We start from the raw sequence: 23654 nt of genomic DNA, 5'->3' as shown, positions 1-23654 counted from the left end.
CCGTAATGTCGGCTGACCTCTCCACCACTACAGTCCTCCATGTCCGTTCTTGCGCGTACCGTTCTGCTCGCCAGCCTGCTTTTCGCGCCATCGCTGGCGTTTTCTTCCGATCCCGTCCCGCTGAAGGGCCATGCCAGCGTCAGCGGCAAACTCGGCGGCCACCAGGTCCGCGACTATGTATTCACCGGCAAGGCCGGCCAGCCCGTGCGCATCACGCTGTCCGGCTCGCCGAATGCCTACTTCCTGCTGTGGGAGCCGGAGCACCAGGCCATGAGCGTGTCCGAGACCCGTGACTGGTGGGGCAAGCTGCCGACCGACGGCAAATACATGATCCGGGTGTTCGTCTACCGTACCGCCGCCGAGCGCGGCGAATCGGTCAGTTACCGGCTGCGTCTCGGCGCGCGCTGAAGCAATTCGCACGCGGCGCCCCGTCTCGTGTTATCACTCCGCCTTTCCGCTGAAATCGCCGTACGAGGAGTGACACGCCCATGGAGCCGCTCGCGCTCGCCACGCCCCGCGTGACGAGTCTTACCCAATGCATCGACAGCGTCGCCGACAACGGCTGGGCCCTCTGGCCCGGTTTTCTGTCTGCCGACGACACTGCGGCCCTGGCCGCCCACACCCTTGCCGTCCATGCCGACGGCCATTTCCACCGCGCCGGCGTCGGCCGCGCCAGCGGCCTGGCGATCCGCGAGGGCATCCGCTCCGATCAGGTGCTGTGGATTGACGACGCCCCGCCCCACCCCGTTCTCGACCACTACCGCGAGCAGATGGACCAGTTGCGCGAGGCCATCAATCGCGCGCTGTACCTTGGCCTGTTCGATCTCGAAAGCCACCTGGCGGTCTATCCGCCCGGCAGTGCCTATGAACGCCACCTCGACCGCTTCCGCGACGACGACCTGCGCACGCTGACCGTGGTGCTGTACCTCAATCCCCCCGACTGGCAGGACGACGACGGCGGCCACCTGCGCTTCTGGGCCGGCGGCCCGGACCTCGAACCGATCCATATCCGGCCGGCAGGCGGCACGCTGGCAGTGTTCCTGTCCGACCGCTACTGGCATGCCGTGGAGCCGGCCCGGCGCACGCGGCTCAGCGTCACCGGCTGGTTTCGCCGCCGGCCGGTCTGAGCGGGAGCCGTGCTAAACTCGACGCCTTCCATATTGCACGCTTACGGGAACGCACCATGTCGGGTAACAGCTTCGGCCTCTTGTTCACCGTTACCTCGTTCGGCGAATCGCACGGACCGGCGATCGGTTGCGTGGTCGACGGCTGTCCGCCCGGACTGGCGCTGACCGAGGCCGACATCCAGATCGAGCTGGACCGCCGCAAGCCCGGCACCAGCCGCCATGTGACCCAGCGCCGCGAGCCGGACACGGTGGAAATCCTGTCCGGCGTCTTCGAGGGCCGCACCACCGGCACCCCGATCGCGCTGCTGATCCGCAACCAGGACCAGCGCAGCAAGGATTACGGCAATATCGCCGACACCTTCCGCCCCGGTCACGCCGACTACACCTACTGGCACAAGTACGGCATCCGCGACCCGCGTGGCGGTGGCCGCAGCTCGGCGCGTGAAACCGCCGTGCGCGTCGCCGCCGGTGCCATTGCCAGAAAGTGGCTGCATGAACGCTACGGCATCGTGATCCGTGGTCACATGACGCAGATCGGCGAACATCACATTCCGTTCCGCAGCTGGGACGAAGTCGGCCAGAACCCGTTTTTTGCCGCCGACAGCAGCATGGTTCCGGTGCTGGAAACCTATATGGACAGCATCCGCAAATCACTGGATTCGGTGGGCGCACGACTGCGGGTGGTGGCGGAGAACGTGCCGGTCGGCTGGGGCGAGCCGGTCTTTGACCGCCTCGACGCCGATATCGCCCATGCCATGATGGGCATCAATGCCGTCAAGGGCGTGGAGATCGGCGCCGGTTTTGATTCGGTCACCCAGCGCGGCAGCGTGCATGGTGACGAGCTGACACCGGACGGTTTTGCCAGCAACTACGCCGGCGGCATTCTCGGCGGCATCTCGACCGGCCAGGACATCGAGGTCAGCATCGCCATCAAGCCGACCTCCAGCATTGCCCAGCCGCGCCGCTCGATCGACAAGGCCGGCCATCCGGTCGACATGGAAACCCACGGTCGCCACGATCCGTGCGTCGGCATCCGCGCCACGCCGATTGCCGAGGCCATGCTGGCGCTGGTGCTGATCGACCACGCGCTGCGCCATCGCGCCCAGTGCGGCGATGTGCGGGTGGAGACCCCGCGCATCCCCGGTCATATCGCTTAGTCGCCAGTCCAGATTCCCTGCCCGACCAGCTGCCGCTCGGCCGCTGCGAACCAGCCCCGGTTCGCAGCCGGGCTGGCCGGGCTCGGGTGCAGGATCTCGCCGATGCGCAACGCGCGTCCGGCCAGCGCCTGACGCGCCCGGCCGGCGGCAAAACGCCCGACCCCCACGACCCAGTCCGGTCCGGTCGCGTCGACCACGGCGCACAGGTGTGTGTCGCAGGCCTGGAATAACGGCCCCCTCTCGGCGCTGGCCAGCTTGTCCGGGGTCAGGTTTCGCGCCCCGACGCTGAACAGCAGCGGGCAATAGTTGACCACGAAGTGATCGGCAAAGAAATTTTCGGCCCGACCGAAACGGCTGGCGAATCCGCCCCACAGCCGCCGGCCACTGACCTCCGAACGCGGGCAGGCAAAGCCGTCGACCGGTCGCAGTGGCGACACCTCGGCCGGGCGCAGCACCGCGGCCTCGATGCCGAGCCAGTCGCGTACCATGCCGACCTCGCCGAACGGCACGCCGGTCTGGGTCATGCCCCAGGGTCCCGGGTTCATGCCGAGAAACAGCACGCGCTTGCGCCCGCCACCGTAGCGGCGCACGTAGGCGGCAAACGGCGCCCACGCATAGTCGAGCGGATCGTAGACCTGGGTGACCGGGGGCGGGAAGCGCATGGCGTCAACCCGTTCGCGCAGCCGCACGGCGGCGGCAAGTTGCTGTTCGATGCTGTCCATGGCGACCAGTATGCCGCGCCTCGTCCGAATGAACGATGCCGCCCTGTCCGTTTGGGTGATATCCGCCGGCGGCAAACGCCGCCTAAGCTGAAAGGCATGACAACGCCCCCACCCCGACCCCCATTGGTTTACGCCTGTTCCGGCTGCTCCAGCGCAGCGCAAATGGCCAATCACTTCGCCCTGCGCCTGACCCGCGATGGTCTGGCCGAGATGTCGTGCATCGCCGGCGTCGGCGGCAATGTTCCCACCCTGCTGCGCATCGCCCGCTCCGGCCGGACGATCCTGGCACTGGATGGCTGTCCGCTGCACTGCGTCAGCGGCTGCCTGTCACAGGCTGGCGTCAGCGCCGACCGCCACCTGACACTGTCTGACTTCGGCGTGGTCAAGCGCAAACATCATGACTTCGACCCGGCCGAAGCGGACCGTCTCTATCCGCGTCTGGTCGATGAAGCGGTCGCACTGACAGCGGCCCCGCCACCGGGCACGACCGGCGACGACTGAGCCGTCTCCTCCACCGCAACGATCCGCGTCTCCGCCGGCGCCTTGCGGAACAGCGCCAGCAGCAGCTTGTAGATTTCGGCATCGAAAGGCGCGGCCAGTACCGGTACGGCCTCGCCCGGGCGGAAGCTGCCGAGCAGGCGCCAGTGGTCGAAACGGTGCGCGATGCTGTCGCCACTGACCGGATCGGCCTCGATCACGTCGATCGCCCCCGGATACGGCCAGCTTTTCAGCTTCAGCTTGCCCAGCGCCTTCAGCAGGCGGGCGTTGTAGTGCAGTGCCGGCTCGCGGCCGAGGCAGGTGCCCTTGCAGCGCCCCTGTCCGTATCCCCCGCACGGCCGGCCGGCGCGCAGCGTCTCCAGGCCAAGCCGTGCCTGACACAGCTGATAGGCATCGGCCAGCTGCACCAGTGCCCGACTGGCTTCACGGGAAGAACGGAACACCCCGTACAGCGATTCGGTCCGGGAAAAATCCACGTCATCGCTGCTGACCGGCACCGGTCGCAGAAAACCGCCATCGACCGTATCGAGCCGGAACGACACCAGCCCGCCGGCGTGATGCACATTGTGCAGCGGTGCCCGCTGCCGGATCAGCCGGATCTGCAGCAATTGCGCGCCAAATTCGCCAACCGCTTCGTGCCAGTCGATACGGGCCACCGGCCGGTTGAAGCGCGGCATCCGCCCCTTGCCGCGAGACGCGGCAAAATGCGCCAGCACCCCGCTGCGCAGGTTCGCACTCTTGCCGACATACAGCAGCGTGTCATCGTCGGCGTGGAACAGGTAGGCACCAGGCACGTCCGGCAAGACATCGGCCACATCGGGATCGATGCCGGGCGGCAGGTCCGGCGACAGGGCCTGGGCATGCGTGGCGGCCAGCACCACGTCGCGGCCAAGCTCGCGCCCGGCCGCCTCGAGGAACACCCGCACCGCCTCGGCATCGCCCAGCGCACGGTGACGCATGCCGGGTGGCACATCGATGCCGAAACGGGCGATCAGGCTGTCGAGGTTGTGCTTGAAATGCTGCGGGTACAGCGCACGCGACAGCTTGACCGTGCACAGCTGGTCGGCATGAAAGCGCAGACCGACCCGCCTGAATTCATTTTTCAGGAAGCCGTAGTCGAAACGGGCGTTGTGCGCGATGAACAGGCGACCGGACAGGCGTTCGAGTACCTCGTCCGCCAGGGCGGCGAACGGCGGCGCATCGGCCACCATGCGGTCGGAGATGCCGGTGATCTGCTCGATGAACGGCGGAATGGGCTGGCCGGGATTGACCAGCGACGACCAGCGTTCCACCCGCTCGCCGTCGACGGCGATCAGGCCGATTTCGGTGATCCGGTCACGGGTGATGTGGCCGCCGGTGGTTTCGAGGTCGACAATGACTAAGGGACGATCTAGCACGGGGAACAGACGGATGGATTCGGAAAAAAGCGAACGCGCAGCGAGCGGAGAGTCCGCCGGAATGAAGTAATGGATCGCTATTCTAACCGACAGCGACGCCACGGCTTGCTACCATTCCCCCATGCTGAATTCAACCAGACTGACTTTTGTGCGCCACGGCGAGACGGCATGGAATGTCGACCATCGCCTGCAGGGGCACCTGGACATCCCCCTCAACGACACCGGCCGCGCCCAGGCGCAGCTGACCGCCGCCGCACTGGGCGACGAAGCGTTTGACGCGCTGTACTCCAGCGATCTCGGCCGCGCACTGGACACGGCGGCACCGCTGGCCGAACGGCTGGCGCTGCCGGTCACCCCCGACCCGGCACTGCGCGAGCGCCACTTTGGCGCGCTGCAGGGCCTGCGCCCGGCCGATGCCGAACACGAGCACCCCGAACTGTGGCAGCGCTATCGCGGCCGTGCGCTGGACTGGGTGCCACCCGGCGGCGAATCGCTGGCCGACTTCGCCGCCCGCATCCACACCCGGCTGGAAACGCTGGCCAGCCAGCACCACGGCCAGTCGCTGCTGCTGGTGACCCACGGCGGCGTGCTGGAAGTCATCTACCGGCTGGCTACCTCCACCCCGCTGGCCCTGCCGCGCGACTTCCCGATCCCGAACGCCGCCATCTACCGCATCGAACGCCACCCGGGCGGCTGGCGGCTGCTCGGCTGGGCCGAGCGCCCGCACCTCGAGCAGGCGCGCGACGAGATTCTCTGAGCGGCAGACGATAAAAAACCGCCGTGAGAAAAGCTCACGGCGGTTCTTGCTGTCCATCAACCCCACTGCACTGGCGGCGGGGTTTTGACTTCAGACTCAGGCGGCAGCGCTGCCCGAGGCCTTCTTGCCGGCGCGGTTGACGGCAGCGGAAGCAGCCTTGGCCGACGAGGTAGCGGCTTCGACACCGGCTTCGGCCAGCTCGCTCGACACCTTCTTGGCGGTGCGCGACAGGCTGTCGTAGGCGGCGGTGGCGCTGGTGATCGCGTTCTTGGCGATATTCACGGCAGCATCGGAACCGGCCGGGGCGTTCTTCGAGATATTGTCCAGCGAGGCGCAAACCAGCTTGTTGAAGTCCAGAATCTGTTCTTCAATGAAGCTTTGCACTTCGTTCTGGGTTTCCACGGCGGCGTCGTACACGCTGCGGGCGGCGCCGAAAACCTGTTCGATACCCGGCTGGGCCAGGGTGGCCTGCACTTCGGCCAGCGCCTTCGGGTCCTTGGCGGAAGCCAGGGTCTTGGCGGTCGAAGCCTGTTCAGCCAGCAGCTTCTTCGACAGTTCGAGTTGCAGGGCGGCGAAGCGCTCGGCGCTGGCCAGCACGATCGAGGACAGGCGCAGTGCGCGATCCAGTTGGTTTTTTTGCAGGTCTTGCAGGCGTTCGGTTTGATTGAACATGGTGTATCTTCCTTCCGGCATTGGTTTGAACTTCTTCTTCCGCTGCCAGCGCCTTATGGTGCACTGCAGCAACACCGTGAATTTATGCAAGACCGGCCCGCTTGTCAAACTTTTTTTGTGCACTGCACAATGACGAATGACGGCATCTTGACGGTTCCGTGGAAAACACGTCGAACAGCAGGTAAACTCGCGCCATTCAAAAGCTTTTGTCCGTCGCCATCGACGCATCATGAACGCCAATCCAGCGCACGCATTCGACATAAAATCCGCCCGTTTGAACCTGCTGGCGGTCCGGCTGAAAAGCCCCCGCCTCGACGAGCTGGAACTTGACCTCAGCACCCGCTTCGCCAACGGCTCGCCGTTCGACGGCGAACCGGTCGTGTTCGACCTTCCCGCCGACGGTGCAAACGCCATTCGCTACGACGAACTGGTCAGCCTGTATGCCCGCTATGGCCTGAAGGCAATCGGTGTGCGCGGTGCACCATCGGGACTGCGCGGCGCGCTGGCCCAGGCCGGCCTGATCGCCTTTTCCGGTTCGGACAGCGACGACGAGCCGCACCCCCAGCCACCGGCCCAGGCAGAAGCACCGGCCGCCGCCGCACCCAGTGCGCCGCCGTCGACGCTGATCATCGACCGGCCGGTCCGTGCCGGCCAGCAGATCTACGCGAAAGGCGGCAACCTGGTGGTACTGGCCATGGTCAGTGCCGGCGCGGAAGTGATCGCCGACGGCGACATCCATATTTATGCGCCACTGCGCGGCAAGGCACTGGCCGGTGCCCGCGGCAATATTGCCGCGCGCATCTTCGTGCAGGCAATGGAAGCGGAACTCCTGTCCATCGCCGGCATCTACCGCACCATCGAACAAGCGTTGCCGGCCTCCATCGCCGGCAAACCCACTCAGATATTCCTGGACGCAGACAAACTGGTCATGCAGCCATTGGCCGCCTGATTGCAGGCGCCGAATATCGCCCGATATCATCGACAGGGGAAATACGTGGCCAAAATCATCGTCATCACGTCCGGCAAGGGCGGCGTCGGCAAGACCACTACCAGCGCAAGCTTTGCAAGCGGCCTTGCCCTCAAGGGGCACAAGACGGCCGTCATCGACTTCGACGTCGGCCTGCGCAATCTCGACCTGATCATGGGTTGCGAACGCCGCGTCGTCTATGACCTGATCAATGTCGTCAACGGCGAAGTGTCGCTGAATCAGGCGCTGATCAAGGACAAGCACTGCGACAACCTGTACATCCTGCCGGCGTCACAGACGCGCGACAAGGATGCGCTGACCGAGGAAGGCGTGGAAAAGGTCCTGAACGACCTGGCCGCCGACGGTTTCGAATACATCGTCTGCGATTCGCCGGCCGGCATCGAGCGCGGCGCGCTGATGGCGCTGCACTTCGCCGACGAAGCGATCATCACCACCAATCCGGAAGTGTCGTCGGTGCGCGACTCCGACCGCATCCTCGGCATTCTGGCCGCCAAGTCCCGTCGCGCAATCGAAAACCGCGAACCGGTCAAGGAACACCTGCTGATCACCCGCTACACGCCGGCGCGCGTCGAGCGCGGCGAAATGCTGTCGGTCGATGACGTGAAGGAAATCCTGCGCATTCCGCTGATCGGCGTCATTCCCGAGTCGCAGGCGGTCCTGCAGGCATCGAACCAGGGCACGCCGTCCATCCACCTGTCCGGCACCGATGTCTCGGAAGCCTACAAGGACGTGGTCGACCGTTTCCTCGGCGCCGACAAACCCATCCGTTTCCTGGACGCACCGAAGGTCGGTCTCCTGAAACGCCTGTTCGGAGGCTGAACCCATGACACTGATTGAACGCCTGTTCGGCAAGCGCCAGAAAACCGCGGCCATCGCGCGCGAGCGACTGCAGATCATCCTTGCCCACGAGCGCAGCGGTCGCGGCACCGACAAGCCGGACTACCTGCCGGCGCTGCAGGCCGAACTGATGGCCGTCATCTCCAAGTACGTGCAGGTGTCGCAGGAGGACATCAAGGTCCAGCTCGAACGCCAGGACAACCTGGACGTGCTGGAAGTGAACATCGTGCTGAACGAGCCGCAACGGCCAGCGGCATGACCCTGACCGAGCTCAAGTACATCGTCGCCGTCGCCCGCGAGCGCCATTTCGGCCGTGCAGCGGCCGCCTGCTTCGTCAGCCAGCCGACCCTGTCCATCGCGGTCAAGAAGCTGGAAGACGAACTGGGCGTGACGCTGTTCGAGCGCGGCTCCGACATCAGCGTGACCGATATCGGCCGCCAGGTGGTCGAGCAGGCCCAGGTCGTGCTCGAACAGGCCGCCGTGGTCAAGCGCATCGCCGGCGAGCGGCAGAACGAGCTGGTCGGGCCGCTGAAGCTCGGCATCATCTTCACCATCGGCCCGTATCTGCTGCCTAAGCTGATTCCGGCACTGCGCCACGTCGCCCCCGACATGCCGCTGTACCTGGAAGAGAACTACACGTCGCGGCTGGCCGACATGCTGAAAAGCGGCGAGATCGACGCCGCCATCGTCGCCGAGCCGTTCGATGAACCGAACATTGTCACGCTGCCGCTGTACGACGAACCTTTCGTCATCGCCACGCCGAAGGACCACCCGTGGGCCGACCGCGATGCGATCCAGCCGCACGAGCTGGCCAACGAGGCCGTGCTGCTGCTGACGCAGGGCAACTGCTTCCGCGATCAGGTGGTTGAAGTGTGCGACCGCCATGCCGAGCCGGTTCCCGGCGGCCACCCGCTGTCACAGGCCCTGTCCGGCAGTTCGCTGACCACCATCCGCCACATGGTCGCCAGCGGCGTCGGCGTCACCGTGCTGCCGGCCACCTCGGTCAGCGCCGCCGACAACGAGCTGCTCTGTATCCTGCCGTTCGCCGGCCAGGCGCCGACGCGCCGGGTCGTGGTCGCCACCCGCAAGCACTTCCCGCGCATGGGCGCCATCCACGCCCTGGCCGACGCGGTGCGCAGCAGCGGGCTGGAAAGCGTCACCATGATCGGTGACTGACCAGCGGTACAGTTGAAGTCAGTCAAGGTTATTGACGTCCGGGCTTGACGCGCAGAAAATAACTTTCGCAAACGGCATGCCGTTATGCATTTTCCAGGGGGAACCGCCTGCGCTTGATGACGGTTCCGTTTTTACCGCGCCGATTTAACGACAACTTGCGGGGCGCATTCAAATTCCGCTAAAGCGTCCCCCGGGTCGCACCGGGTGCGCTGTGTCGTCGGAGACATGCCATGTACGATTGCCAGACCGACGCCGCCATTGAGTTCGGCCATTCCCCTTCCCCGACAGCCCCGACCCGCTCGGCCCTGTGCGGCGACCTCTGTTGCCGCCCGCTGGCCAATGCCACGCCGCAGGACGTCCTGACGATCGCGGACCTCGCCCTTTCTCTCGGCTATCGCGTCAACCGCCAGCAACCCGCCTGCCTGACCATTCTTGCCGTCCGCCTCGACGACGCGCTGCGCCTCAATGCACGCTTCGGCGACCGCTTCGTGGTCAGCGGCGAGATGAACGCCCCCACCCCCATCCGCGTACCGGGCTGAGCCCGGCGCCCTGACCGGCAAGGACACCGGCGCCCGCCGTGGCGCCGGCGCAGCCCTGGCCGAGTGCGATATACTTCGCGTTCTGTCCTCTTTCTGATACGGCCCCCGGAATGCGCATTGCCACGCTGTTCTCCCGTCGTCACGAGGCGCGGGCGGAAGCGTCCGCGCTAACCCGGCTGGCAGTACCGATGATGATCGCGCAGATGGCACAGGTCGCGACCGGCTTCGTCGACACGGTCATGGCCGGCCAGGTCAGCGCCAACGATCTCGCCGCCGTCTCGATCGGTTCCAGCATCCTGATCACCGTGTTCATCACCCTGTCCGGGGTGATGGTCGCGCTGAATCCGGTCGTCGCCCACCATATCGGTGCCCGGGCACCGGAAAAAATCGGCCCGTCGGTGCGCCAGGGCATCTGGCTCGCACTCGCACTCGGCCTGTTCGGCATGGCCATCCTGTTTGGCGTGCAGCCGTTCCTCGGCGCCCACCTCGGACTCGACGCGGCCGTCACTGACAAGGTCAACGGTTTTCTGACCGGTGCCGGTCTCGGCGTGCCGGGCGTGCTGCTGTACCGCGCACTGCATGCCTACTCGTCCAGCGTCAACCGCACCAAGCCGATCATGATCGTCAGCCTGTGTGCGCTGGCGCTGAACATCCCGCTCAACTACATCCTGATCCACGGCCTGTTCGGCTTTCCGGAACTCGGCGGTGCCGGCTGTGGCTGGGCCACCGGGGCGGTATTCTGGTTCAGCTTCATCGCGCTGGCCATCCATACCCGGCTGGCGGCCGCCTACCGGCCATATCGGCTGTGGCAGCGCTTCGAGCGCCCGGACCCGGCCCAGCAACGCCAGTTGCTGCGTATCGGGGCACCGGTGGCGTTCTCGTATTTTCTGGAAGTCAGCGCCTTCACCTTCGTCGCGCTGGCCATTGCCAAGCTGGGTGCGGTCACCGTATCCGGCCACCAGGTGGTGATCAACTTCTCCAGCCTGATCTACATGATTCCGCAAAGCCTGGCGACTGCGCTGACGGTCCGTGTCGGCCAGGCACTGGGCCATCAGGACCCGCAGGCGGCACGTTTCCGCAGCGGCGTCGGCATGGTGGTGGCGCTGCTCTGTGCCTGTGCGACATCGCTGTGCGTCCTGCTGCTGCGCGAACCGATCGCCGCCATGTACAGCAACGATGCGCGCGTGGTCGCACTGGCGGCCTCGCTGCTGCTGTTCGCCGCGGTATTCCAGCTGTCCGACGCCGCGCAGACGGCGGCAGCCGGCGCGCTGCGCGGCTACAAGGTTACGGCACGGCCGATGGCGGTCCACCTGGTCGCCTTCTGGGGCGTCGGGCTGGCCGGCGGGGCCTGGCTCGGCCTCGGCCATGGCATCGTGCTCGGGCTGGAGCGGCCGATGGGCGCGCACGGCTTCTGGCTGGCCCTGACCATCAGCCTGACCCTGGCTGCCATCCTGCTGAGCTGGATGCTGGCCCGCGTCAGCCATGATGCCCTTCCCGCCCCCGGACATTTGCAAAAGGTTTCCGCATGACCCTCCTCGCGCAGCACGACGTCGCGCTGGCTCCGTTCACTACCTTCGGCGTGCCGGCCCAGGCCCGGCGCCTGGTCCATGTCAGCGACGAGGCCGCGCTGGCCGCACTGCTGGACGACGACGCCTTTCGCCACGGACCGAGGCTGGTGCTCGGCGGCGGCAGCAATGTGCTGTTCACCCGCGACTTTCCCGGCACGGTCGCCCGCATCGAGCTGAAGGGCATTGCCGTCATCGACGATCAGCCGGACACAGTGCAGGTCCGTGTCGCCGCCGGCGAAATCTGGCATGACTTTGTCCGTTCCGCGCTGGCCCGCGGCTGGTTCGGGCTGGAAAACCTGAGCCTGATTCCCGGCACGGTCGGTGCCAGCCCGGTGCAGAACATCGGCGCCTATGGCACCGAAGCGGGCGAACGGATCGTGCAGGTCGATGCGGTGGAGATTGCCACCGGCACCCTGCACCATTTCGACCATGCCGGCTGCCGTTTCGGCTATCGCGACAGCGTGTTCAAGCGCGAGTGGAAGGACCGGCTGATCATTACCGCCGTGCATTTCCGTCTCAACCGGCATGCCTCGCCCCGCACCGGCTATGGCGACATTTCCCGTGAACTGGACGCCGCCGGCATCGTGACGCCAACGCCGCTGGATGTGTCGGATGCGGTGTGCCGCATCCGCGCCGCCAAGCTGCCCGATCCGGCGCGGCTGGGCAATGCCGGCAGCTTCTTCAAGAACCCGGTGGTGACGCAGGCCACGGCGGACCGGCTGCATGCCGCCCATCCGGGCCTGGTCAGCTATCCGCACAGTGCCGGTCTGGTCAAGCTGGCCGCCGGCTGGCTGATCGATCATGCCGGCCTGAAGGGGCTGGTCCGGGGCCAGGCGGCGGTCCATGACCGCCAGGCCCTGGTGCTGGTCAATCGCGGCGGAGCCAGTGGCGAGGAGGTACTGGCGCTGGCCCGCCATGTGCAGCAGACCGTTCGCGATCGCTATGATGTAGAAATAGAACCGGAGCCAATCATTCTTTAGTGCCTTGCCGCCGCTGTGCGGCAAGCCAGATGCGGATACAATTCAGACTATTCCAGTCGCAATCCACAGGGACACCGCCCATGACAGCCAAGCTCACCAAAGTGCTCCCCCTGACCGGCAAGCGGCTGATTGTCGGTTTTGCGGACGGGGTCAGCGCGACGGTGTGGCTGGACCGGATCGACGGCCCGCACGATGAACGTTTTGCCGCGCTGGTCGATACGGCCCTGTTCCGCGCGGCACGCGTCGACAACGACCGCGTGGTCTGGCCGAACGGCGCCAGCCTGGCCGGCGAGCTGTTGTACGCGCAGGCGACACGGCGACCCCGCACCGGCTCGTAGCAGGCCTCCCCGCAGCGGCTATCGCCTGTCGATCGGGCCTGCTGCAGTGCCTCGCCACAGTGAACATCACAACGCAGAACGCCGCCTTTTCAGGCGGCGTTCTGCATGTCCCGGCGGTGCTTACGCGCCGAACGGGTGACGCAGCACGATGGTTTCCGCGCGGTCCGGACCGGTCGAGATGATGTCGATCGGGGCTTCGCAGATTTCCTCGATGCGCTTCAGGTAAGCGCGTGCATTGGCCGGCAGGTCCTCGAAGCGCTTGACGCCGAAGGTCGAGTCGGTCCAGCCGGGGATGGTTTCGTAGATCGGCTCGCAGCCGGCCACGTTTTCCGAGCCGAACGGCAGGATGTCGTATTCGACGCCGTCCTTGCGATAGCCGACGCACAGCAGGATTTCGTCCATGCCGTCCATCACGTCGAGCTTGGTCACGCACAGGCCGGATACGCCGTTGATCTGGATCGAGCGCTTCAGCAGCGCGGCATCGAACCAGCCGCAGCGGCGCGGACGGCCGGTGACCGAACCGAACTCGTTGCCACGCTTGGCCAGGAAGGCGCCAACATCATTGCACTGCTCGGTCGGGAACGGGCCGGAACCGACGCGGGTGGTGTAAGCCTTGACGATGCCCAGCACGTAATTGAGCATCTGCGGCGCCACACCGGCGCCCGGCGAGGCCGCACCGGCCACGCAGTTCGACGAGGTCACGAACGGATAGGTGCCGTGGTCGATGTCCAGCAGCGTGCCCTGTGCGCCTTCGAACAGGATCGGCTTGCCGGCCTTGTTCATTTCGTACAGCGTGCGCGACACGTCGGCCACCATCGGCTTGATGCGCTCGGCGTAGGCCATGGTGTCGTCCAGGGTCTTCTGGAAGTCGACCGGCTCGGTCTTGAAGTATTCCTTCAGCAGGAAGTTGTAGTAAGCCAGGTTTTCGCCGAGCTTGGCGGCAAAACGTTCCGGGTGGAACAGGTCCTGCACGCGGATCGCGCGACGCGCGATCTTGTCCTCGTAGGCCGGGCCGATGCCGCGACCGGTGGTGCCGATCTTGTTCTCGCCCTTGGCGGCTTCACGCGCCTGGTCAAGCGCAATGTGGTACGGCAGGATCAGCGGGCAGGATTCGGAGATCTTCAGCCGGCTGGCGACATCGATGCCGGCGGCCTGCAGTTCGTCGATTTCCTTCAGCAGCGCTTCCGGCGACAGCACGACGCCGTTGCCGATAAAGCAGTTGCGGCCTGCATGCAGGATGCCGGACGGGATCAGGCGCAGAATGGTCTTCTTGCCATTGATGACCAGCGTGTGGCCGGCATTGTGGCCGCCCTGGAAGCGCACCACGCCTTCAGCGTGGTCCGTCAGCCAGTCGACGATTTTTCCCTTGCCTTCGTCACCCCATTGGGTGCCGATCACGACGACGTTCTTGGCCATAGTTACCTCTCGAAACTCAAATTCATCAATGGGTGGAAGGCAGCGGCACAAGCTGTGCCACGCCGTCGATCAGCGTCAGGGCACGGTCGCAATGCAGCGCCTCTGCGGATTCGTGCAGGTAGTCGATGACGACCACCTCGCCTGCCTTGCGCAAACGCGCAGCTTCTTCGGCCAGTTGCGGCAGGTCGTCCGCCGCCAGGCGGATGCCCTTGGACGGATTCTGCTGCGGCAGGATGCGGATCAGGTCGCGCAGGTCCAGACTGAAACCGGTGGCCGGGCGAGCCCGGCCGAAACGGCGGCCGACATTGTCGTAACGACCGCCACGGGCCAGTTCTTCCGCCCAGCCTTCGGCATAGGCGGCGAACATCAACCCGGTATGGTAATGCGTACCGCGCAGTTCGGTCAGGTCGAATGTGACCCGGGCCCGGCCGGCAAAGGCGGCAGCAACGCGTTCCAGGTCATCCAGTGCCGCACGGATCGCCGGGAGTCCCGGCAGCGAAGTGCGTGCCCGTCTGACTGCATCCGGCCCGTACAGTTCGGTCAGGTGACGGAAGGCGGAGCGGAACGGCTCGTGCACGTCGACGGTCAGCGCCGCGACCGTGGACGTGTCCTTGCTCTGGATGGCCGAGAACAGCTCGTGCTCGAAATCACCGTCGAGCTGCGCCTCGCGCACCAGTGCCCGGTACAGACCAAGATGACCCAGATCCAGCGTGACATCGTTCACGCCGACCTGCGCCAGCGACGACAGCATCAGGTCGATGACTTCCAGGTCGGCCGCCAGCCCGTAACAGCCGTACAGCTCGGCACCGAGTTGCAGCGGTTCGCGCGAGCGGGTCAGACCGGTCGGGCGGGTATGCACGATGCTGCCGGCGTAGCACAGCCGGGTCGCGCCGTCGCGATGCGCCAGCAGATGAGCGTCGATGCGCGCCACCTGCGGCGTGATGTCGGCGCGCAGGCCGAGCTGGCGCCCGGTCAGCTGGTCGTCGAGCTTGAAGGTCCGCATGTCCAGTGCCGGGTCGGCATGGGTCAGCAGCGCCTCCGTGTATTCGATCAGCGGAGGACTGACGAGCTCGTAACCGTAGGTCCGGTACAGCTCCAGCATCCGCGCCTTGGCCGACTCCACCTGCCGCGCAGTAGCGGGCAGGATGTCGGCGATGTATTCAGGAAGCAGCCAGGTATGCATTAGTTTTTTACACGTTAAAAGGCGGGGGACGATCCCCCCGCCTTGCCGACCCGAACCGGCGTCGCTCGAATTACTTCTTCGCGCCGCCAGCCGAAGCCTTCGGATCCTTCATGTACTTGAAGAAGGCCGAATTCGGTTCCAGCACCATCACGTCGCCCTTGGACTTGAACGACTGCTTGTAGGCATCCATGCTGCGGTAGAACGAATAGAATTCAGGATTCTTGCCGTACGCGTCGGCATAAATCGCGGACGCACGCGCATCCCCTTCGCCCTTCGCCACCTGGGCCTGCCGGTAGGCATCAGCCAGGATGACTTCGCGCTGACGGTCAGCGTCCGCCCGGATGCGTTCAGCATCCGCTGCCCCCTCGCTTCGCAGCTGGCTTGCCACCGTGCGACGCTCGGACTGCATGCGATCGTAGACCGACTGGGAGATTTTATCCGGAAAATCGACGCGCTTTAAGCGGACATCCAGAATTTCCACACCAATCTTGCGGGCATCGACGTCGGCGCGCTTGCGCACGATCTCCATCACCCGGTCACGCTGGCCGGAAATCACGTCGGCAACGGTCTTCTGGCCGAACTCGGCGCGCAGTCCGTCGTTGATGGTCTGGCGCAGACGGGCCACGGCCGCGCTCTCGTTGCCGCCCACCGACTTGTAGAACTGCTCGACGTTGGTCACGCGCCATTTGACGAAGCTGTCCACCAGCACGTTCTTCTTCTCGCGGGTGTTGAACAGCTCCGGCGTGTCCGAGTCGATGGTCTGGATGCGGCGGTCGAAGTAGCGGACGTTCTGCAGCAGCGGCACCTTGAACTGGATGCCCGGCTCCTTCACGACACGCATGACTTCGCCGAACTGGAACACCATCGCATACTGGCGCTGGTCGACGATGAACAGCGACATGCTCAGCAGCAGCAACGCGGCGAGGACGGCGATAACACCAGGAATGAGTCTGTCCATCGCTTATTGCCCCCCTTCCTGGTTACGACCGCGACGCACGTCGCGGCTGAAATTGCGGCCGTTCGCCCCTTCGTTTGCCTGCGGTACCGCTTCGGCCTCGGCCGACGGGGTACCGGCGGCCTGCGGCCGGTTGCCGGCGGCGGCCGGCGCTTGCGGGTTGGTCATCTGCATCAGCTTGTCCAGCGGCAGGTACAGCAGGTTCTGGCCACCCTTCTGGTCGACGATGACCTTGGTGGTGTCCTGCATGACCTTCTGCATGGTGTCGTAGTAAATGCGTTCGCGCGTCACCGCCGGCGCCTTCTGGTATTCGCCCAGCACCGACTTGAAGCGCGCAGCCTCACCCTCGGCGTTGGAGATCACGCGCTGCTTGTAGCCCTGCGACTCTTCCAGCAGGCGGGTGGCAAGACCCCGCGCCTTCGGAATGACGTCGTTCGCGTATGCCTGGCCTTCGTTGCGCAGTTTTTCCTTGTCCTGGCCCGCCTTGACGGCGTCCTCGAACGCGGCCTGCACCTGCTCCGGCGGCTGCACGTCGTTGATGTTGACCTTGGCCACCCGGATGCCGGTGCCATAGCGGTCAAGCATCGCCTGGATCACCTGCTGCGTTTCGGCGGCAATCTGCCCCCGGCCCTCGTTCAGCACGAAGTCGACCTTGTTCTTGCCGACCACTTCGCGGATCGCGCTCTCGGTCACCATCTTGACGACATCCTTGCCGTCCTTGTCGGTGAACACGTTGTTGAACAGGAAGGCGCGCGGGTCCTTGACGTCGTACTGGACCGACAGCTGCACGTCGATGATGTTCTGGTCTTCCGTCAGCATCAGCGATTCTTCGAGCACGCGATTCTTGGCGTTGCCGCGATAGCCGATCTCGACCGAACGCACTTCGGTCAGGGTGACGATCTCGACTTTCTCGAACGGATACGGCAGATGCCACTGCAGGCCGGAATCGGTGATGCGGTTGAAGCGACCCAGCTGAAGGACCACCCCTTCCTCACGCGCGTCGACCACGTAGAAGCCGCTGGCCAGCCACAGCGCCACCAGCACGCCGCCAAGGGCCAGCACGCCACCCTTCATCGCGCCACGCGGGGAGCGCGGCGCCGAGGGGCCGCCGTTGTCGTCGCCACCTCCCTTGCCGCCCAGTATGCGGGACAGCTTGTTGTTGAGGTTGCGGAAAAGCTCGTCGAGATCGGGCGGCCCGTCATTGCCGCGCCGACCTCCGCCCCGTTGCGGGTCGTTTTGTGCCATGGGATCGGGGTCCGGGTTCTTGATGTTTGAATACGCTGTCAGTATGTGGGGGCGCTTGCGCATTCGACAAGCGCAGCCCGCAACAGCTCCAGGCCTTCGCCGGTAAGCGCGGAGACGCGAACGGCAATGATACGCCCTTGTTCGTCCCGCTCGATGTCGGCCGGCAATCCCTTCAGATCGCACTTGTTCCAGACCAGGAGCTGAGGTACGCCATCGGCGTCGATTTCCTTCAGCACTTTGTTGACTTCGGCGATCTGCATGTCACGGGTATCGCTGGCGCTGTCGACCACATGCAGCAGGAGATCGGCTCTGACCGTCTCTTCCAGCGTGGCCTTGAACGCAGCAACTAGCGAATGGGGCAGATCGCGGATGAAGCCCACCGTATCAGACAACACTACACTTAGCTGCTCGTTAAGGTAGAGCCGACGGCTGGTGGTATCCAGTGTCGCGAACAGCTGGTCGGCCGCATAGGCGCGCGCCTTGGTCAGCGAATTGAACAGCGTCGACTTGCCGGCATTGGTATAGCCGACGATGGAAACGCTGAACACGCCGCCGCGCTCGCGGCCGCGCCGCTGCACGTTCCGCTGCCGTTCGACCCGCGCCAGGCGGTCTTTCAGCAGCTTGACCCGTATGCCGATCAGACGGCGGTCGGTTTCGAGCTGGGTTTCACCCGGCCCGCGCAGGCCGATGCCGCCCTTTTGCCGTTCCAGGTGGGTCCAGCCGCGCACCAGGCGGGTCGCCAGGTGGTTGAGCTGGGCCAGTTCGACCTGCAGCTTGCCTTCGTGGCTGCGTGCGCGCTGGGCGAAGATGTCCAGGATCAGGCTGGTTCGGTCGACCACGCGGCATTCCAGCAAGCGTTCCAGGTTGCGCTGCTGTGCCGGGGACAGTGCATGATTGAAGATCACCACATTGGCGTCGTGCGCCTTCAGCGCCATGCCGATTTCCTCGACCTTGCCCTTGCCGGCAAACAGGGCCGCATCCGGTCGCTGTCGCTTGCCGATTACCACGTCGCGCACATCGACACCGGCCCCCTTGACCAGCTCGACGCATTCCTCGACGCCTTCGGCAAAATCCGGCTCGCCAAAATTCAGACACACAACTACTGCGGTATCACCAAAATCAGGACGGTCTAACACGAATAGGGATCGCTTTCAGCTATGACAAAATGCAGACGGCCGGCAATCGCCGGCCGGTCGGACAAAAGGCAGACGGGGGAAGCGGCTCGTTGACGGGCACCGGTCCATTGCCGGCTACCCCCGCCTTCCCCGCGCCGTCGCCGGTCAGGCGTCCTGCGGGGCAGCGCCGGCCGGGGTGTGATGCTCGTGCGGAATGGAGACCGGACGTGCGGGCACCACGGTCGAGATGGCATGCTTGTACACCATCTGGGTCACCGTGTTTTTCAGCAGCACGACATATTGATCGAACGACTCGATCTGCCCTTGCAGCTTGATGCCGTTCACAAGATAGATGGACACCGGCACGTGCTCTTTACGCAGCACGTTCAGAAACGGGTCTTGTAGCATTTGCCCTTTGGTGCTCATTTTTGATCTCCGATTTTACTTAAGGTTTTGTAATTCGCTCGGGATAGCGTTCTATTTTTCTAAGCGGAAAAACGCCGGGATGCCACTATTTTTTCTTGCCGTATCGTACCGGTTTCGGCTTGCCCTTGGTCGGTTTCGGCGGTGCCGCCCGTTCGGTATAGGGGTTGTCGGTCGATTTATACTGCACACGCAACGGCGTACCCTCAAGCTTGAAGATACGGCGGAAACTGTGTTCAAGATAACGGGTATAGCTGTCCGGCAACTTATCAAGCGCATTGCCGTGTATCACCACGATCGGCGGATTCATGCCGCCCTGGTGGGCATAACGCAGTTTCGGCCGGGTCAGGCCGATCATCGGCGGTGACTGGCGTTCCAGCGCCACTTGCAGCGCGCGGGTCAGCTTCGGCGTCGCCAGCTTGCACATTGCGGCCGTGTACGCCTGGTCGATGGACTTGAACAGCTCGCCGACGCCCTGCCCCTTCAGTGCCGAAATATAGTGATATTTGGCAAATTCAAGGAAATGCAGCTTGCGGGCGATGCTGTGCTTGATGCGCAGCTTCTGGTCTTCGCCACAGTCGTCCCACTTGTTGACCGCGACCACCAGCGCCCGGCCGGCTTCGAGGGCAAAACCGGCCAGCGTCGCATCCTGGTCCGACACGTCGAGGCTGGCGTCGAGCACCAGCACGGCGACGTTGGCGTCTTCGATCGCCTGCAGCGTCTTCACCACCGAGAATTTCTCGATTGCCTCGTTCACCTTGGCGCGACGGCGCACGCCGGCGGTATCGATGATGGTGTACGGCTTCCCTTCGCGCTCGAAATCGATGTAGATCGAGTCACGGGTAGTCCCCGGATGGTCGAAGGCAATCACCCGTTCTTCACCGAGGATGGCGTTGACCAGCGTCGACTTGCCGACGTTCGGCCGGCCGATGATGGCGAACTTCGGATGGCGCGGGTCTTCTGCCGGTGCCTCGTCGGCAAACGGCTCCAGCACCTCGTCCATCAGTTCGCGCACGCCTTCGCCATGGGCGCCGGAAATGCTCCACGGCTCGCCAAGACCCAGCTCGTAGAATTCGGCCACCACCATGGCCCGGCTCATGCCTTCGGCCTTGTTGACCACCAGGTAGACCGGCCGGCTGCCCTGGCGAAGCTGGTTGGCGATGATCTTGTCCTGCGGCGTCAGCCCGGAGCGGGCATCGACCAGGAACACCACCGCGTCCGCTTCATCCACGGCCTGCAGGGTCTGGCGCGCCATCTCATGCATGATGCCGCTGTCGACCACCGGCTCGAAGCCCCCGGTGTCGACCACGAGATACGGCTTGTCACCGACCCGCCCGTGGCCATAGTGACGGTCACGGGTCAGGCCGGGCAGGTCCGCCACCAGCGCGTCGCGGGTTTTGGTCAGCCGGTTGAACAGCGTCGATTTGCCGACATTGGGCCGGCCGACAAGCACTACAGTCGGTTTCACTTAATTTACAGTCCCAGTTGGGCGATTCGGCCGAGGCCCTGCACCAGCAGGTTCGGTCCCGCGGCGACCGGCTGGCCGGATGCGCCGATCGACGCACGGCCGAGCTCGTCGCCCGATTCATTGGAAAGCAGGTGGGCAATGCCTTCGCCGTCGGTCACGACGACGAAGCGGCCCAGCAGGGCCGGTGCCTCCACCTTGCGGTATTTGAAGCCATCCTGGCGCCAGACGCTGCGGCCGTCGGTACGGTCGAACGCCTGCACCGAACCGTCGTCGGCGGTCACGTAGATATTGGCGGCGTCCAGGGCAATGCCCTTGCTCGACGACACTTCACGCGACCACATCGGCGTCGCGGTACGCGCGTCGAAGCAGCTCAGGCGGCCCTGGAAGGCGACTGCGCACACCTGGCCACGGTCGAACACCGGGCGACTGGCGACGTCGACCATCCGGTCGAGTTCGGTCGCGCCCTTCGGCGTGGCGACGTTGGCTTCCCACATCGCGCGGCCATCGGCCAGACCCAGTACCGTCAGCACGCCGCCGGGCAGGCCCAGCAGCACGACGTCGGAGCCGAGCAGTTGCATGGCACCGGTCGAACGCACCGACAGCGCCGGTTGCTGGCGCTGGTACAGCCACAGTTGCTGGCCGCTGGCAAAGTCGAACGCCGTCACGTTGCCGTCACCGGTACGGACCACGACCGTCTTGCCGTCGGTCTGCGGCGCTTCCAGCGCCTGGCTGGTCAGCGTCGCCTTCCAGCGCGATTCGCCCTGTGTGGTGAAGGCCAGCAGTTCGCCGCGCTCGCTGACGGCAAACACCCGGCCATCACGCACACCGACACCGGCCGACAGCCGGACCTTGGTATCGAAGCCGCCGATCTCGCGGCCGGTGGCCGGATCGATGATCTGCACGCGGCCGTTATTGCCTGCGGTGTACACGCGCTCACCGTCGAAAGCCGGTTCGAACACGTAGCCGCCGGCATCGCCGACGCTGTTTTTCCAGCCGACCTTCAGGTCGACCAGTGGCTTCAGCGGCTTCAGCGGCGTCGGCTCGGGCGTATTGTCGCTGCCGGAAAACAGCGAGCAGCCGGACAGGGCCAGCGCAGCAAGCAGCGCAACGGCGGACAACTTCATCGGGAAGGGTTTATTCATGTTATCAGCCACCCAGTGAATCGATTTTGACTTGGACCAGTTCTGCGCGCGGCGCTTCCGGCGACATCTTGGCCAGGGACTCCAGATAGGCCGCATGTGCGCCCTTGCGATCGCCCTTGACCGACAGCGCGTCGCCCTTGAGTTCGAGTTGCTGCGCGGCGAAGGCGACGTCGACCGGCTTGGCCAGTTCGGCCAGCGCGGCGTCAGCCTGGTTCGCATCGAGCTTCAGCGAGGCAAGGCGCAGGCGGGCCACGGCCACCAGCGCTGCTTCTTTTGCATTGGCAGTCACCCAGCCCAGCGCCTGTTCGGCCGTCTTGACGTCACCGTGGTCGAAAGCGACCCGGGCCGCCAGCAGGCTGGCACGCGCGGCGTAGCCGGACGACGGGTAGGCATCCTGTAGCGCCTTGGCGCTGGCCACCAGCTTGCCGGTGTCATTGCTGCGGACGGCTTCGTCCACCGGTGCATACAGCACGGCGGCCTCGGTGGCGACATGGCGCTGGTAATAGCCCCAGCCCTTGTAGCCGAGATACGCCACCGCAGCGACGACCACCCCGGTGCAGATCCAGCGACCCCACTGGCGCCAGAACGCCTTGATGTCGTCTATCTGCTCCTGTTCCTGCAAGTCGAAAGCCATGAGTTCCCCTTAAGATTTCAGCGCGGCAAGCTTTGCCACAAGTTCGTGCCGGCCGAGCGTCTCCTGCTCGCCGCCATCGCGCAGCGGCTTGAGCACGGCCTGGTCGTTGGCCAGTTCGTTTTCGCCGACGATGACGGCGTAACGCGCGCCACTCTGGTCGGCTTTTTTCATTTGCGACTTGAAGCTGCCCTCACCCATGTGCTGGATGACCGCGTAGCCGGCAGCGCGCAGCGCCTTGGCCAGCTGCATCGCGTACAGCGGCGCACCGTCGCCCTGGCTGACCAGGTAGATATCGGTGCCGCTGCTGGCAGGCAGCAGTCCCTTGTCGGCCAGCAGCAGCAGCACGCGTTCCATGCCCATGCCGAAGCCGATGCCCGGCGCCGGCTTGCCGCCCAGCTGTTCGGTCAGCCCGTCGTAGCGCCCGCCGGCGCAGACCGTGCCCTGGGCGCCGAGTTCGGTGGTCACCCACTCGAACACCGACTGGTTGTAGTAATCGAGACCGCGCACCAGACGCGGGTTTTCCACGAAGTCGACGCCGATGCCGGCGATCATCGCCTTCCAGCCGTCGTAGTGCGCGCGTGATGCGTCGCCAAGGTAGTCGATCAGGCGCGGCGCGCCATCGGCCATCACCTGCAGCGCCGGGTTCTTGGTGTCGAGCACGCGCAGCGGATTGGTGTACAGCCGGCGCTTGCCGTCCTCGTCGAGGATGTCGACGAACTGTTCCAGATAGCGGATCAGCGCTTCGCGGTGGCGCGCGCGCTCGTCGGCATTGCCCAGCGTATTGATTTCAAGCCGCACGTAGTCGCTGATACCCAGCCGCTGCCACAGGTCCGCCGTCATCATGATGATTTCGGCATCGATATCGGGGCCAGCAAAGCCGAGCGCCTCGATGCCGACCTGGTGGAACTGCCGGTAACGGCCTTTCTGCGGCCGTTCGTGACGATACATCGGGCCCATGTACCACAGCCGCTGCGTGGCGTTGTACAGCAGGTTGTGTTCGACCACCGCGCGCAGCGTGCCGGCCGTGCCTTCCGGGCGCAGCGTCAGGCTGTCCCCGTTCAGGCTGTCGGTGAAGGTGTACATTTCCTTCTCGACGATGTCGGTCACTTCGCCGATCGAGCGCACGAACAGCGGCGTGTTCTCGACGATCGGGGTGCGGATGTTCTGATAACCGTAATCGGTCAGCAGGGTGCGCAGCACGCCCTCAAAATATTCCCACTGCTGGGATTCGCCCGGCAACACATCATTCATGCCGCGAATCGCCTGTATTTTTTCTGCCATCTTCAGTTCTGTTCGAGAGTCTTGATTCGGTTTTGC

At 65.0% G+C, this 23654-nt stretch carries 26 protein-coding genes; 13 read left to right on the top strand and 13 right to left on the bottom strand.

Going from position 1 to position 23654, the window contains the following annotated elements; translation table 11 throughout:
- Window positions 1-39: 39 nt before the first annotated feature.
- The 3 genes from ACYVG8_RS13430 to aroC all read left to right on the top strand — a co-directional run bounded on the left by ACYVG8_RS13430 (window position 40) and on the right by aroC (window position 2284).
- Window positions 40-408, top strand: coding sequence for a hypothetical protein (locus ACYVG8_RS13430; protein ID WP_028499984.1), 369 nt, complete (start codon window positions 40-42; stop codon window positions 406-408).
- Window positions 409-488: 80 nt separating this feature from the next.
- Window positions 489-1127, top strand: coding sequence for a 2OG-Fe(II) oxygenase (locus tag ACYVG8_RS13425; protein WP_051528990.1), 639 nt, complete (start codon window positions 489-491; stop codon window positions 1125-1127).
- 56 nt (window positions 1128-1183) lie between these two features.
- Complete coding sequence (aroC, locus tag ACYVG8_RS13420; RefSeq protein ID WP_460746019.1) at window positions 1184-2284, top strand: chorismate synthase; 1101 nt, start codon at window positions 1184-1186, stop codon at window positions 2282-2284.
- Here the strand turns inward: aroC and ACYVG8_RS13415 are convergent.
- Entirely contained in the window at window positions 2281-3006 is a 726-nt protein-coding gene (locus ACYVG8_RS13415; RefSeq protein WP_036386502.1) for a uracil-DNA glycosylase family protein, read from the bottom strand. The genes aroC and ACYVG8_RS13415 overlap by 4 nt on opposite strands.
- Window positions 3007-3168: 162 nt before the next feature.
- Between ACYVG8_RS13415 and ACYVG8_RS13410 the strand changes: the two genes are divergently transcribed.
- Window positions 3169-3507, top strand: coding sequence for a putative zinc-binding protein (locus ACYVG8_RS13410; RefSeq protein ID WP_276324998.1), 339 nt, complete (start codon window positions 3169-3171; stop codon window positions 3505-3507).
- Here the strand turns inward: ACYVG8_RS13410 and ACYVG8_RS13405 are convergent.
- Window positions 3435-4901: an exonuclease domain-containing protein gene (locus ACYVG8_RS13405; RefSeq protein WP_460746018.1), complete on the bottom strand. Its 1467-nt coding sequence runs from the start codon at window positions 4899-4901 to the stop codon at window positions 3435-3437. The two genes, ACYVG8_RS13410 and ACYVG8_RS13405, sit on opposite strands and share 73 nt — an antisense overlap.
- 121 nt (window positions 4902-5022) lie before the next feature.
- Here ACYVG8_RS13405 and ACYVG8_RS13400 point away from each other — a divergent pair, with 121 nt between their 5' ends.
- The gene (locus ACYVG8_RS13400) at window positions 5023-5658 is read left to right on the top strand and encodes a histidine phosphatase family protein (RefSeq protein ID WP_028499979.1); all 636 of its coding nucleotides are present in this window, start codon (window positions 5023-5025) and stop codon (window positions 5656-5658) included.
- Between the two features lie 96 nt (window positions 5659-5754).
- On the opposite strand, the gene ACYVG8_RS13395 is transcribed toward ACYVG8_RS13400, so the two are convergent.
- Window positions 5755-6330, bottom strand: a complete 576-nt coding sequence (locus tag ACYVG8_RS13395) for a phasin family protein (RefSeq protein ID WP_028499978.1) — start codon at window positions 6328-6330, stop codon at window positions 5755-5757.
- Window positions 6331-6559: 229 nt separating this feature from the next.
- Between ACYVG8_RS13395 and minC the strand changes: the two genes are divergently transcribed.
- The 8 genes from minC to ACYVG8_RS13355 all read left to right on the top strand — a co-directional run bounded on the left by minC (window position 6560) and on the right by ACYVG8_RS13355 (window position 12756).
- Window positions 6560-7279, top strand: coding sequence for a septum site-determining protein MinC (minC, locus tag ACYVG8_RS13390; protein WP_036386500.1), 720 nt, complete (start codon window positions 6560-6562; stop codon window positions 7277-7279).
- A gap of 45 nt (window positions 7280-7324) precedes the next feature.
- Entirely contained in the window at window positions 7325-8137 is an 813-nt protein-coding gene (gene minD, locus ACYVG8_RS13385; protein WP_028499976.1) for a septum site-determining protein MinD, read from the top strand.
- A gap of 4 nt (window positions 8138-8141) precedes the next feature.
- Window positions 8142-8414: a cell division topological specificity factor MinE gene (gene minE / locus ACYVG8_RS13380; protein WP_028499975.1), complete on the top strand. Its 273-nt coding sequence runs from the start codon at window positions 8142-8144 to the stop codon at window positions 8412-8414.
- Window positions 8411-9331, top strand: a complete 921-nt coding sequence (locus ACYVG8_RS13375) for a LysR substrate-binding domain-containing protein (RefSeq protein ID WP_281660449.1) — start codon at window positions 8411-8413, stop codon at window positions 9329-9331. The genes minE and ACYVG8_RS13375 overlap by 4 nt, the downstream gene beginning before the upstream one ends.
- A gap of 230 nt (window positions 9332-9561) precedes the next feature.
- Window positions 9562-9870 (top strand): hypothetical protein, encoded by a 309-nt coding sequence (locus tag ACYVG8_RS13370; protein ID WP_028499973.1) that lies wholly within the window; start codon window positions 9562-9564, stop codon window positions 9868-9870.
- Window positions 9871-9980: 110 nt separating this feature from the next.
- The gene (locus ACYVG8_RS13365) at window positions 9981-11399 is read left to right on the top strand and encodes an MATE family efflux transporter (protein ID WP_460746016.1); all 1419 of its coding nucleotides are present in this window, start codon (window positions 9981-9983) and stop codon (window positions 11397-11399) included.
- Window positions 11396-12418, top strand: a complete 1023-nt coding sequence (gene murB, locus ACYVG8_RS13360; protein WP_112692866.1) for a UDP-N-acetylmuramate dehydrogenase — start codon at window positions 11396-11398, stop codon at window positions 12416-12418. Before ACYVG8_RS13365 ends, murB begins: the two co-directional genes overlap by 4 nt.
- 80 nt (window positions 12419-12498) lie before the next feature.
- Window positions 12499-12756, top strand: a complete 258-nt coding sequence (locus ACYVG8_RS13355; protein ID WP_460746014.1) for a hypothetical protein — start codon at window positions 12499-12501, stop codon at window positions 12754-12756.
- 120 nt (window positions 12757-12876) lie between these two features.
- Here ACYVG8_RS13355 and ACYVG8_RS13350 read toward each other — a convergent pair whose 3' ends face one another.
- From ACYVG8_RS13350 to hisS, 10 genes are all read right to left on the bottom strand, one after another.
- Entirely contained in the window at window positions 12877-14172 is a 1296-nt protein-coding gene (locus ACYVG8_RS13350) for an adenylosuccinate synthase (RefSeq protein ID WP_028499971.1), read from the bottom strand.
- Window positions 14173-14197: 25 nt separating this feature from the next.
- Window positions 14198-15355 (bottom strand): ATP phosphoribosyltransferase regulatory subunit, encoded by a 1158-nt coding sequence (locus ACYVG8_RS13345; RefSeq protein WP_028499970.1) that lies wholly within the window; start codon window positions 15353-15355, stop codon window positions 14198-14200.
- 70 nt (window positions 15356-15425) lie between these two features.
- Complete coding sequence (hflC, locus tag ACYVG8_RS13340; protein WP_028499969.1) at window positions 15426-16313, bottom strand: protease modulator HflC; 888 nt, start codon at window positions 16311-16313, stop codon at window positions 15426-15428.
- 3 nt (window positions 16314-16316) lie between these two features.
- Window positions 16317-17555, bottom strand: coding sequence for an FtsH protease activity modulator HflK (hflK, locus tag ACYVG8_RS13335; RefSeq protein WP_028499968.1), 1239 nt, complete (start codon window positions 17553-17555; stop codon window positions 16317-16319).
- Window positions 17556-17593: 38 nt separating this feature from the next.
- A complete protein-coding gene (gene hflX / locus ACYVG8_RS13330) occupies window positions 17594-18691 on the bottom strand; it encodes a ribosome rescue GTPase HflX (RefSeq protein WP_036386497.1) in 1098 nt (365 codons plus the stop codon).
- A 144-nt stretch (window positions 18692-18835) separates the two neighbouring features.
- Window positions 18836-19096, bottom strand: coding sequence for an RNA chaperone Hfq (gene hfq, locus ACYVG8_RS13325; RefSeq protein WP_028499967.1), 261 nt, complete (start codon window positions 19094-19096; stop codon window positions 18836-18838).
- An 85-nt stretch (window positions 19097-19181) separates the two neighbouring features.
- The gene (gene der, locus ACYVG8_RS13320) at window positions 19182-20561 is read right to left on the bottom strand and encodes a ribosome biogenesis GTPase Der (RefSeq protein WP_028499966.1); all 1380 of its coding nucleotides are present in this window, start codon (window positions 20559-20561) and stop codon (window positions 19182-19184) included.
- 5 nt (window positions 20562-20566) lie between these two features.
- Complete coding sequence (bamB, locus tag ACYVG8_RS13315; protein WP_159075918.1) at window positions 20567-21703, bottom strand: outer membrane protein assembly factor BamB; 1137 nt, start codon at window positions 21701-21703, stop codon at window positions 20567-20569.
- Between the two features lie 4 nt (window positions 21704-21707).
- Window positions 21708-22337, bottom strand: a complete 630-nt coding sequence (locus ACYVG8_RS13310; RefSeq protein ID WP_028499964.1) for a YfgM family protein — start codon at window positions 22335-22337, stop codon at window positions 21708-21710.
- A gap of 9 nt (window positions 22338-22346) precedes the next feature.
- Entirely contained in the window at window positions 22347-23618 is a 1272-nt protein-coding gene (gene hisS / locus ACYVG8_RS13305) for a histidine--tRNA ligase (RefSeq protein ID WP_460746012.1), read from the bottom strand.
- Window positions 23619-23654: the final 36 nt, after the last annotated feature.

The sequence above is a fragment of the Microvirgula curvata genome (genome assembly GCF_054781615.1).
Note: the sequence above shows the minus strand (reverse complement) of the source record. Positions and strands in the feature narration are given on the sequence as shown.